Genomic DNA, 10,847 nt, shown 5'->3' with positions numbered 1-10,847 from the left:
CCTCAGGGCAGCGCCACCTGCCGGACGATCTCGGCGACCACCGCGTCGGGGCTGATGCCTTCGCCCTGCGCCTCGTAGGAAAGGCCGAGGCGATGGCGCAGCACGTCGGGCACCACGGCGCGGATGTCCTCGGGGTCGACGTAGTCGCGGCCGGCGAGCCAGGCGTGGGTGCGACCGCATTTGTCGAGCGCCAGCGAGGCGCGCGGGCTGGCGCCCACTTCGATCCAGCGTTTCAGGTCGTCGCCGAACTCTGCGGGCACGCGGGTGGCATTGACCAGATCGGCGATGTAGCGCTCCATCTCGGGCGCAACGCGCAGCGCGGCGATCTCGCGGCGGGCGGCAAAGACCGCCTCCTGCGGGATCGGGGCCGGTGCCCCGCCTGCCGCCTTGCCGGTCCCGCCCTGCGCGGCGATCTCCTCGGCGCGCACGAGGCGGATCACCTCGACCTCGTCCTCGACCGGCGGATAGGTGATGTTCACATGCATCAGGAACCGGTCCATCTGCGCCTCGGGCAGCGGATAGGTGCCCTCCTGCTCGATGGGGTTCTGCGTCGCCATGACCATGAACAGCGGCTCCATCTTGTGGGTGGTGCCCGCCACGGTCACCTGCCGCTCTTCCATCGCCTCCAAAAGCGCCGCCTGCACCTTGGCCGGGGCGCGGTTGATCTCGTCGGCCAGCACGAGGTTGGCAAAGATCGGCCCGGCCTCGAAACGGAACTCGCCGCCGCCCTCGCCCTGGTAGTAGACCTCGGTGCCGGTGACGTCCGAGGGCAGCAGGTCGGGGGTGAACTGGATGCGGCTGAAGTCGCATTCGAGGTTGCGCGCCAAAGCCTTGATCGCGCGAGTCTTGGCCAGCCCCGGCAGCCCCTCGACCAGCAGGTTGCCATTGGCCAAGAGGCCGATCAGCAGCCGCTCGATCACCTCGCGCTGGCCGATGATCGCCTCGCCCATACGGGCGCGCAGCGCCTCGATCTGCGCCCGCGCACCGCTTTCGGTCATGCCTTCCATACCGCCCTTACCTTTCAGCGCACGTCACTCGGTGGGGAATACCTTGGCCCAGTCCTGCGCCATGTCGACGATGGTCCAGCCAAGACCCGGCCCCTCGTCGAGCCCGCGGTTCAGGGTGCCGATGTGCCCCTCGCGGTCATAGGCGAACTCGCGCGCCGCATCGGTGTGATGCACCAGCAGGCCGAAGGACGGCCCCTCGCCCGAGGTGGTGTATTCGAGCATGGCGAAATCACCATCCGAGTTGCCCGCGGCGAAGATCGGCTTGCGGCCGATGTGGCGGGCAATGCCGACCGGCTTGCCCTCCTTGTCGTCGATGAAGGTGACGCCGCCGTTCTTGGTCAGCATCGGCAGCCCGTCGACCACTTCGTAGGCGGTGTTGCCCTCTGTGCCGACCACCTGCCACGGCGGAATGCCATAGGTGTCCTCGGCGAAGGCGCGGATGAAGTCGATGCCCCCGCCCGAGACGATATAGGTGGTGAACCCCTCGTCGCGCAGGTAGCTCAACAGCTCGAGCATCGGCTGGTAAACCATTTCGACATAAGGCTTCTTCGTCGTCGGATGGGTGTAGTTCGTGAGCCAGTCGAGCGCGTCGGCCTGGAACTCGTCCACGGTCAGGCCGGAGTGCGAGACGTTGACCACTTCCAAGAGCCCCTCCATGCCGGTCGCGAGGATGCCGCCCACGTCGCCCTTGGCGCCGGCCTCGAGCGCGGGCGTGGTGAGGATGCCGGGATCGGCCTTGGCCTTCTCCTGCAGCACGTCGAGCGCGTAGAGCGCCTGGAAATACACCGGCTGCTCGGTCCAGAGCGTGCCGTCGTTGTCGAAGGCGGCGATGCGGTCCTCCTCGGGGACGAAACTGTCCGAAGAGGGGTCGGTCACGCCGTCGACGAAATCGATGATCGCCTGCTTGGCCCCGGTGTCGTTCCACGAGGGCAGCGGGTCGGCAAGGGCGGAGCCAGCGGCGAGAAGCGCCACGGCTGCGACGCCCGCGAGAAATCTCGGATGCATCATGAGGACAATCCCTTTGCCGGAAGAGCGCCTGGCGCGGTCCGGCTGCAATCTTGAATGGAGCGAGAGGGCCGCGCTGGCGGCCCTCCCCGATGACGGCGGCGCCTACTGGCTGCCGAGGCTGCTGAGACTGTTGTTCAGCTCTTCCTGGATCTGGTCGATCGAGAAGCTGTCCGGCCGCTGCGACGGCGGGAACTCCTTGAAGGTCTCGAAGAACTTGGCGATCTCCATCGACGCCGGGGCGACGAGGTAGGCGTGATCGCTCAGCCAGTCCCAATAGGTGTTCGATGTGATGTCGGCCCGCTCGTAGGGGTCGGCACGCAGGTCGAACATCTTGGGCACGCGCAGTTCGGTGAAGGGTTCGGCCCAGACGGCCATGGTGCCCTTCATGCGCTGCTCCTTGAAGACCACCTTCCAGTTCTCGTAGCGCAGGCCGACGATCTCGCCGTCGTCGTTGAGATAGAAGAACTCGTCGCGCGCGCCCTCCTCGGTCTTGCCGGTGAGGTAGTCGAGCTGGTTGTAGCCGTCGAGGTAGTTCTTGTACTCCTTGCCGTCGATCGTGGTGCCGGCAAGCAGGCGCTCCTTGATGTCGGTGTCGCCAACGGCGGCCATCAGGGTCGGGAACCAGTCAAGACCCGAGAAGATGTCGGTGTAGACCGTGCCGGGCTCGATGACGCCGGGCCAGCGGATCAGCGCGGGCACGCGGTAGGCGCCTTCCCAGTTGGTGTTCTTTTCCGAGCGGAACGGCGTGGTGCCGGCATCGGGCCAGGTGTTCTGGTGCGGCCCGTTGTCGGTGGTGTAGACGACGATGGTGTTGTCGGCGACGCCCAGCTCGTCGAGCGCGTCGAGCACCGAGCCGACCACCCCGTCATTCTCGACCATGCCGTCGGCGTATTCGGTCGGTGCGGTCAGCCCCGGCTCGCTCCGGTTCTCGGCGCGGACGTGGGTTTTGTAGTGCATCCGCGTGGTGTTGTACCAGGTGAAGAAGGGCGTGCCCGATTCCACCGCGCGCTTCATGAAGTCGATGGCCCCGGCGGCGGTTTCCTCGTCCACCGTCTCCATGCGCTTGCGGGTGAGCGGGCCAGTGTCCTCGATCTCGCCGTCGGCGTAAGAGTGCAGCACGCCGCGCGGACCGAAGCGCTCGCGGAACTCCGGGTCCTTCGGATAGTTGAACTGCTCGGGCTCTTCCTCGGCGTTGAGGTGGTAGAGGTTGCCGAAGAACTCGTCGAAGCCATGCGCGGTGGGCAGGAACTCGTCCCGGTCGCCCATGTGGTTCTTGCCGAACTGGCCGGTGGCATAGCCCAGGTCCTTGAGCGCCGAGGCAAGCGTCGCGTCCTTGGCCTGAAGCCCGGCGTTGGCCCCCGGAAGGCCCACCTTCGACAGGCCGGTGCGCAGCGTCGACTGGCCGGTGAGGAAGGTCGAGCGGCCGGCGGTGCAGCTCTGCTCGGCGTAGTAATCCGTGAACTTGGCGCCCTCATTGGCGATCCGGTCGATGTTTGGCGTGGTGTAGCCCATCAGGCCGAAGCTGTAGGTCGAGAGGTTGGTCTGGCCGATGTCATCCCCGAAGATCACCAGAATGTTCGGCTTTTCTGCGGTGCCGTCCTGCGCCCAGGCCGCTGGCCCGAAAGCCAATGCGGAACCGACGACCACGGTCGTCAACAGTGTCCGTTTCATGAAAATCTCCCTAGAAAATTGGGGGTAAAATTCGAACCACTTATTCTGCCCGACATGCCCCGAGCGCGTGGGGCGACCGGTCCTTGCTTTCGTGCGACTTGGCGACCAAATCAAAACGGCCGACCGAATTCCGGGCGCAACACAGTTAAATGGAGGCGGTCACAACAAGAAACGCTCGCCTCATGCGGGAAGTATCAGACTACCCCAAAGTAAAATCAACCATGTCATTGCGTTTCATCAAAATATTACACTCCTTCCAGAATTGCTCGGCCGATCCGCCCTTCGCTGCGGATCGCCCTGCGCCTAGCGGATCGAGACATCGAGATCGAAGCCGACCGTCTTACCCGCGTCCCTGTCGTTGCCCATGAGGTAGACCCGGAGCGTGTAGGTCCCATCCTCGGGCAGAGAGACGGTTTCTGTGCCATCCTCGTCCATCGACCCGACATAGATCGCCGCCCCCGTACTGCCGGGTGGCAGCACGTTGAGATAGGCCGTGCCGTCGCCGTCGGTTCGGGTCACCGTCAAGGCGAAGGTGAGCGCCTGCCCCTCCCGCGCATCCAGCTGGTAGTCCAGGAAGCCGTGGCCGGTGACCGAACCGCTGAGCACCGTGCCGAAGGTGCCTTGAGGAAACCCCACCTTTGCCTTTGCTTGCGCCTGCGCCTGAACCTGCGCGGCACAAAGGCAGACCAGAACCGCGATTGAGAGGTTTCGGATCAAGGCAAGTCTCCGGCACGAGCATAACCTCGGGACACAGGCGGCATCGGAGATGTCAAAGCGCGCGCGCCCTGCCCCTTTTGCGCAAGTATCGACGACAGATCGCAGCCCTGAGTTCACTTTTTGGAAACACTGCGTTTGCGACAAGCAAGGGTCCGCCACGAGATCGGCAAGATTTAGCCCATGTTTTCCACGCATTACCTTGCGGCACCGCAGCAAGGTCTTCTGTTACCACCCTGAAACACTCAAAATCGAGGATAGGCGTGCCGAACAAAGCCTGTATTCTGCCCCTGTTACCAGTCTGACGTCATTTAGAATCATCAGTTGTTACGAGTCCCGCTCGGTCGACCAAGCGTCTTTACGGCTCGGCGTTAAATTTCCCTCAACGCCGGGTCTCCCAGGAAGGGAGCCGCGTCCCAAGGCTCCAATCCTAAAGTCCTGAAACGGTTCTGCCCGCCCATGGCACCCTCGTCTCCCCAGCGATCACGGCCGGGGTGGAAGTTCCGCCTAGGGACCAGGAAGCCGCGCAGCCCGCTGCGCGGCTTCATACGTGCAGCCGGCCCTCGTTGCTTGCAGAGGCCCTGCTCACCCCGCAGTTCGCCCCGCAGCGCTGCCGACCTCGTCGCTTTGCCGCACCTGTGCGACCAAGCCCTCGCCCACAGTCTGAAGAACGTCCGCCAGTTCGGTGAACCAGCCCTCGCGGTGGCTCGACGCGCGCCGCGCCAGGGCAATGATCCGCGCCGGCTCGGGCTCGGCGAAGCGGCGCAGGCGCATCCCCGGCGAGGCGCGCAGTTCGGTCAGCGCGGCCACCTCCGGCATGAGCGTCAGCCCGAACCCCGCCGCCACCAGCCGCGACAGCGTCGAGAGCGAGGTCGCGCCCATGTTGATCCGCGCGTTTCCCCTGCCACGCCCGCAGACCGCCAGCGCCTGGTCGGTCAGGCAATGCCCATCCTCGAGCAGCAGCAGCTGGCTTTCCGCCAGCCCCTCGGGGCTGGACACACGGCTGATCTGATCGAGCCGCGCGGCGCTGCCGGCGAGCAGGAAGCGGTCCTCGAAGAGCGGCAGCACCTCGATCCCCTCCTGCTCGATCGGCAGCGCGACCAGCGCCGCGTCGAGCGCCCCGTCCGCAAGCCGCGCCAGCAGGGTTTCGGTCTTGGTCTCGGTCACCTCGACGTCGAGCGAGATGTCCTCGGCCCGGAGCGCAGCCAGCGCCTCGGGCAGGAAATAGGGCGCGATGGTCGGGATCACCCCCAGCGACAGCTTGCCGGTCAGCCCGCCCCGCCGCCGCGCCGCATGTTCCAGTCCCGCCACTTCGGCGAGGATGCGCTCGGCGCTGTCCAGCACCTCGCGGCCGAAGGGCGTCAGCACCACGTCGCGGGCCTGCCGCTCGACCAGCGGCCCGTTCAGCGCGGCCTCGAGCTCGCGGATCTGCACCGAGAGCGCCGGTTGCGAAACGTTGCAGGATTCCGCCGCCCGCCGGAAGTTGCGCTGCTCGGCGAGCGCCCGGAAATAGCTGAGTTGTCGGAGGGTCAAAGACATAAGAAATTCTTATCACTGCAACAGGATTCTGCAATTGGGAACTTATGCCGTCCCCTCTAGTTGATCCGACAGCAAGGCATTTTCGCCTCAGATCCACGGAGGACGTCATGAGCAAGCGACTGACCACATCCGCCGGTGCGCCGGTTCCGAGCAACGAGACCTCGGCCACCGCCGGCCCGCGCGGCCCGGTGCTGCTGGAGGACTACCAGCTCATCGAGAAGCTCGCCCACCAGAACCGCGAGCGCATTCCCGAACGCGTCGTCCACGCCAAGGGCTGGGGGGCGCAGGGCACCTTCACGGTGACACATGACATCAGCCGCTACACCCGCGCCCAGCTCTTCTCGAAGGTCGGCAACAGCTGCGAGATCCTGTCGCGCTGGTCCACGGTGGCGGGCGAACAGGGCGCGGCGGACGCCGAGCGGGACGTGCGCGGCTTTGCCCTGAAGTTCTATACCGAGGAAGGCAACTGGGACATGGTGGGCAACAACACCCCCATCTTCTTCATCCGCGACGCCTTCAAGTTTCCCGACTTCATCCGCACGCAGAAGCGCCACCCCAAGACCAACCTGCGCTCGCCCGAGGCGATGTTCGATTTCTGGGCCGGCCAGCCGGAATCGGTGCATCAGGTCACCATCCTGATGTCGGACCGGGGCATTCCGAAGAACCCGATGCACATGCATGGCTACGGCTCGCACACCTATTCGCTTTGGAACGATGCGGGCGAGCGGTTCTGGGTGAAGTTCCACTTCCGCTGCCAGCAGCCGATCGCGAATTACACCAACGAGCAGGCCGAGAAAATCGTCGGCGAGACCCGCGAGAGCTTCCAGGAAGACCTCTACAATGCCATCGATGACGGCAATTTCCCCAAGTGGGAGATGAACATCCAGGTGATGCCGGAGGCGCAGGCCGAAGAGCTTGATTTCAACCCCTTCGACCTGACCAAGGTCTGGCCGCACGCCGATTTCCCGCTGATCCCGGTGGGCATGCTCGAGTTCAACAAGAACCCGGACAATTATTTCCAGATGATCGAGAACGCCGCCTTCTCGCCGTCGAACAAGGTTCCCGGCATCGGCTACTCGCCGGACAAGATGTTGCAGGGCCGCATCTTTGCCTATGCCGATGCGCACCGCTATCGCCTTGGCACCCACTACGATGCGTTGCCCGCGAATGCGCCGAAATGCCCCGTGCATCATTACCACAAGGACGGCGCGATGCGGTTCTTCCCGCCGAAGACCGGCCATATCGATGCCTATTACGAGCCGAACCAGTACGAGGAATCGGCCAAGGCCGACCCCTCGGTGATGGAGCCGCCGCTGAAGATCTCGGGCGATGCCGACCGCTATGCTCAGGAAGACAAGGACGCTGACTACGTCCAGCCCCGCGCGCTCTACGAGAAGGTGCTCGGCGACGATGAACGCGCCCGACTGCATCTGAACATGGCGCGCGCCATGGCGCCGGTCTCGGAGGCGGTGAAGGAGCGCTGGTACGCCGTTCTGAACCGCGTCAGCCCCGCCTATGAGGCCGGGGTCCGCAAGGCTGCGAAGGACCTCGAGACCGGCAATATCGATGACTACCCCGGGATCCCGGTGACCGGCGACACGCCGGTGCGCGCAGCCGAGTAACAGCGTTCATCCGGGACGAACAAACGGGGCGAAGCCGGTGGCTTCGCCCCTCGCTGCGCGGGCCGGGACGGCCTCATCCGATCAGCCCACCGCCCGAGCTCTCCAGCTGCGCATAGTGCCGGCGCAGTCGCTCGAGCGCGATGCGCAGCACCACCTTGCCCGAGCGCGCCGCCCAGCCCATGTTGCGCTCGGTCTCTTCGAGCCCTTCGAGATAGCAGCAGCAGCGCAACGCCACGTCGCCAAGCCCCGGCCCAAGCTCGCGCAGGGCACCGGTGAAGCGGGCCCGTGCGGCATCCGACCCATGCGGCGGCATGTCAGCCGCCCCCGGACGTACCCCGGCGGTGAGGAAATGGTCCCAGTTCTGCGCCATGCGCGGCCCCATCTGTGCCAGTTCGAAGTCCTCGCGCAGGCGCTCACCGGCGCGCACCAGCCTTTCATCGAGAAAGAGCTTCCCGTCGCGGTCGCGCCGCCGCGACAGCGCCGCGAGCGGGCTTTCGGTCACGGCAAAGCGGCGGCGTCCGCGCGGATCGGCGTCCTCTTCCGCCAGCGCGGCCTCGGCCTCGCGGCCGCTGTCGAAGCCGGCCTGAGCCTCGGCGAAGCCCCGCAGCCTGCTCTCCTGCTCGGCCAGCAGCCGGCCCAGAGCGCCACGTCCCGCCGGGGTGATGCGATAGCGCGAGATGCGCCCCGGCGCGTCGCAGCGGATCCAGCCCTTGAGCGCCATGGCCTCGGCCACCGGCGCATCGACCACCGCGGTGCGCGCCGAGCCTCCTTCGCCCGTGTCGCGGACCACCACCGCCTTGTCCATCTCGGCGGCCACGGCCAGCACCGCGCCACTTTCGCACAGGCGCCGCAGCACCCGTCGCGCCTCGCGCGAGAGTGTCGCCGCATCCGGCGTCACCTCGCCGCTCCGCGGCTGATTGTGGGGCTGTCTCATCTCTCCGACCTCCTCGGCATACGCGACAGAACGGCCGCCGCACGCGGCCCCGAGCCGGCGCAGGGCCTCGTCCACCAGCGGGTCGTCCCGCAGGCTCTCCATCCGCCGAACCTGCCGCAGCACGGTCGACGCGTGGCATCCCGCCGACCGCGCAAGGGCACGGATCGCCTCGCCGTCCTCGGTATGCGCCAGGTAGAGGCGGGCCATCTCGGGCACCCAGGCAGGAAGCCCGGATTTCTTCGCTGTTTCGTGGATTCGGATCATTGAACAAGTCCCCTAGGTTGCGCCCCGCTGTCGCGGGACTGACGGAAGTGAACCTGAAAACTGCTCGCCTCAAAGTTATCTAAAAGTTAATGATTTTCGTCATTTAATAGACTTATCCATTATCTATAAACATCGGTAAACCTGCCGCGCGCAGCCCCCTCCGCCCGAGCAACATCCGGTCTGGCTATGTCAGTCTCGGTGCCTGGTCATCGACAGGGAGCCAATCCGATGCAGGACCTTCAGAGCCTTCTCGGCGCGCTGCGCCGCCCACGCCTGCTTGTCCGGGCCGCACGCTATGGCGCGGCCGACTACCGCCGCGACGCGCATCTGCCGCGGCTGATGGGACCGGGTTGCCCACCGCGCCACGCAGCTGCGCTGCTGCGCCTTCTGGACATGGAAGCGGATCTCGACGCGAGCCGACGTGACCGCGCCGCAAGCTATTCCGCGGCCCGCCATGTCGAGGTGCTCGCCGCGATCATCGGCGAGGCGCGGCTGCGCGAGAGCGCAGCGGGGACCGCGGTCTGACCGCGCCCGAGCTCAGGCGAACGCGTCGGGTATCTGCTGCTTGCGCCGCGCCACGTAGTCTGAAAGCGCCTCGCTCACACCGGGATCCATCGGCGGCTGCTCATAGCTCTCGAGCAACGCCTTCACCCGCGCCGAGGCCAGCTGCATCGTGTCGCGGCCGCCCTCTTCCGACCATGTCTCGAAGGGTTTGTAGTCGAAGAGCTCCGAGCGCCAGAAGGCGGTCTGGAAATTCTCCTGCGTGTGTGCGCAACCCAGATAGTGCCCGCCCGGCCCGACCTCGCGGATCGCGTCCAGCGCCAACGTCGCATCGTCAACGCTGACGCCCTGCGCCATCTTGTGCAGCGCACCGAGCTGGTCGGCATCCATCACGAACTTCTCGTAGGAGGCCACGAGCCCGCCCTCGAGCCAGCCGCAGGCGTGCAGCATGAAGTTCACCCCCGCCTGCAACCCCATGTTGAGCGAGTTGGCGCTTTCATAGGCCGCCTGCGCATCGGGCAGCTTCGAGCCGCAGAAGGCCCCGGCCGAGCGGTAGGGCAGCCCCAGCCGCCGCGCCAGCTGCCCGGCACCGTAGCTGATCTGCGAGGCCTCGGGCGTGCCGAAGGTGGGCGCGCCGGAGTTCATATCAATCGAGGTGACGAAGGCCCCGAAGATCACCGGCGCTCCCTTCCGCACCAGCTGGGCATAGGCGATGCCCGCCATCGCCTCGGCCAGCACCTGCGTCAGCGTGCCCGCCACCGTGACCGGCGCCATCGCGCCGCCGACGATGAAGGGCGAGACGATGCAGGCCTGATTGTTGCGCGCGTAGACCTCGAGCGCGCCCATCATCGTGTCGTCGAAGGTCAGCGGCGAGTTGATGTTGATCAGCGAGGTCATCACGGTGTTCTTCTGCACGAAGTCCTCGCCGAAGAGGATGCCGCACATGTCCACGCTGTCCTGCGCCCGGCTCGGCTCGGTCACCGAGCCCATGAAGGGCTTGTCCGAAAGGGTCATATGGGCGTGCAGCATGTCGAGATGGCGCTTGGTGACCGCCACGTCGGTAGGCTCGCAGACCGTGCCGCCCGAATGGTGCAGCCAGCGCGACATCTGCCCCAGTTTCACGAAGTTGCGGAAGTCCTCGATCGTGCCATAGCGCCGCCCCTTCTCGGCATCCTGCACGAAGGGCGGGCCATAGACCGGCGCCAGCACCAGCGAACGGCCGCCAATCTCGACGCTGCGCGCGGGGTTGCGGGCGTGCTGGGTGATGCGCGAGGGCGCATGGCCGCAGAGCTGCCGCGCGAGACCGCGCGGAATGCGCACACGCTCGCCCTCGATCTCGGCGCCGGCCTCCTGCCACAGCGCCAGCGCGCCGGGGTTGTTGACGAAATTGACGCCGATCTCCTCGAGGACCGTCTCGGCGGCGGCCTCGATCATCTCCAGAGCCTCTTCGGTCAGAAGGTCGAAATTGGGGATATTGCGCTCGATGAAGCGGGCGGTCTCGAGCCGGACCGAGCCACGGGCTGCCCGCCGAGCCGCTCCGCCACCGCTGCGTGTCCTCTTCCGCGTTTCTGTCTCAGACATGGCGCC

The 10,847-nt window shown here is 66.1% G+C and carries 9 protein-coding genes; 2 read left to right on the top strand and 7 right to left on the bottom strand.

Going from position 1 to position 10,847, the window contains the following annotated elements:
• Positions 1 to 2 precede the first annotated feature (2 nt).
• The 5 genes from IQ782_RS01355 to IQ782_RS01335 form a co-directional block, all read right to left on the bottom strand.
• A complete protein-coding gene (locus IQ782_RS01355; RefSeq protein ID WP_194132809.1) occupies positions 3 to 1,007 on the bottom strand; it encodes an AAA family ATPase in 1,005 nt (334 codons plus the stop codon).
• Positions 1,008 to 1,031: 24 nt separating this feature from the next.
• A complete protein-coding gene (locus IQ782_RS01350) occupies positions 1,032 to 2,015 on the bottom strand; it encodes an HAD family hydrolase (protein WP_240989019.1) in 984 nt (327 codons plus the stop codon).
• 102 nt (positions 2,016 to 2,117) lie between these two features.
• Positions 2,118 to 3,686 (bottom strand): arylsulfatase, encoded by a 1,569-nt coding sequence (locus IQ782_RS01345; RefSeq protein WP_194132808.1) that lies wholly within the window; start codon positions 3,684 to 3,686, stop codon positions 2,118 to 2,120.
• Positions 3,687 to 3,989: 303 nt separating this feature from the next.
• Complete coding sequence (locus IQ782_RS01340; RefSeq protein WP_338092531.1) at positions 3,990 to 4,322, bottom strand: hypothetical protein; 333 nt, start codon at positions 4,320 to 4,322, stop codon at positions 3,990 to 3,992.
• A gap of 663 nt (positions 4,323 to 4,985) precedes the next feature.
• On the bottom strand, positions 4,986 to 5,939 hold the full coding sequence (locus IQ782_RS01335; RefSeq protein WP_194132806.1) for a LysR substrate-binding domain-containing protein: 954 nt from the start codon (positions 5,937 to 5,939) through the stop codon (positions 4,986 to 4,988).
• Between the two features lie 107 nt (positions 5,940 to 6,046).
• Between IQ782_RS01335 and IQ782_RS01330 the strand changes: the two genes are divergently transcribed.
• Positions 6,047 to 7,561, top strand: a complete 1,515-nt coding sequence (locus IQ782_RS01330) for a catalase (RefSeq protein WP_194132805.1) — start codon at positions 6,047 to 6,049, stop codon at positions 7,559 to 7,561.
• Positions 7,562 to 7,634: 73 nt separating this feature from the next.
• Here the strand turns inward: IQ782_RS01330 and IQ782_RS01325 are convergent, their stop codons facing one another.
• Complete coding sequence (locus tag IQ782_RS01325; protein WP_194132804.1) at positions 7,635 to 8,759, bottom strand: DUF6456 domain-containing protein; 1,125 nt, start codon at positions 8,757 to 8,759, stop codon at positions 7,635 to 7,637.
• Between the two features lie 228 nt (positions 8,760 to 8,987).
• Between IQ782_RS01325 and IQ782_RS01320 the strand changes: the two genes are divergently transcribed.
• Positions 8,988 to 9,284 carry a DUF6477 family protein gene (locus IQ782_RS01320; RefSeq protein ID WP_194132803.1) on the top strand — a complete coding sequence of 99 codons (297 nt, stop codon included), beginning with the start codon at positions 8,988 to 8,990 and terminating at the stop codon, positions 9,282 to 9,284.
• A gap of 12 nt (positions 9,285 to 9,296) precedes the next feature.
• Here IQ782_RS01320 and IQ782_RS01315 read toward each other — a convergent pair whose 3' ends face one another.
• A complete protein-coding gene (locus tag IQ782_RS01315) occupies positions 9,297 to 10,841 on the bottom strand; it encodes a trimethylamine methyltransferase family protein (RefSeq protein ID WP_194132802.1) in 1,545 nt (514 codons plus the stop codon).
• Between the last annotated feature and the right edge of the window lie 6 nt (positions 10,842 to 10,847).

This window comes from Salipiger mangrovisoli (genome assembly GCF_015223355.1).
In the GTDB taxonomy this organism is placed as follows: domain Bacteria; phylum Pseudomonadota; class Alphaproteobacteria; order Rhodobacterales; family Rhodobacteraceae; genus Salipiger; species Salipiger mangrovisoli.
The sequence above is the reverse complement of the archived record's forward strand: the minus strand, read 5'-3'. Positions and strand labels throughout refer to the sequence as shown.

Coding starts and splice junctions, on each gene's coding strand:
- IQ782_RS01355 (WP_194132809.1), bottom strand. CDS start 1,007: ATGGAAGGCATGACCGAAAGCGGTGCGCGGGCGCAGATCGAGGCGCTG.
- IQ782_RS01350 (WP_240989019.1), bottom strand. CDS start 2,015: ATGATGCATCCGAGATTTCTCGCGGGCGTCGCAGCCGTGGCGCTTCTC.
- IQ782_RS01345 (WP_194132808.1), bottom strand. CDS start 3,686: ATGAAACGGACACTGTTGACGACCGTGGTCGTCGGTTCCGCATTGGCT.
- IQ782_RS01335 (WP_194132806.1), bottom strand. CDS start 5,939: ATGTCTTTGACCCTCCGACAACTCAGCTATTTCCGGGCGCTCGCCGAG.
- IQ782_RS01330 (WP_194132805.1), top strand. CDS start 6,047: ATGAGCAAGCGACTGACCACATCCGCCGGTGCGCCGGTTCCGAGCAAC.
- IQ782_RS01325 (WP_194132804.1), bottom strand. CDS start 8,759: ATGATCCGAATCCACGAAACAGCGAAGAAATCCGGGCTTCCTGCCTGG.
- IQ782_RS01320 (WP_194132803.1), top strand. CDS start 8,988: ATGCAGGACCTTCAGAGCCTTCTCGGCGCGCTGCGCCGCCCACGCCTG.
- IQ782_RS01315 (WP_194132802.1), bottom strand. CDS start 10,841: ATGTCTGAGACAGAAACGCGGAAGAGGACACGCAGCGGTGGCGGAGCG.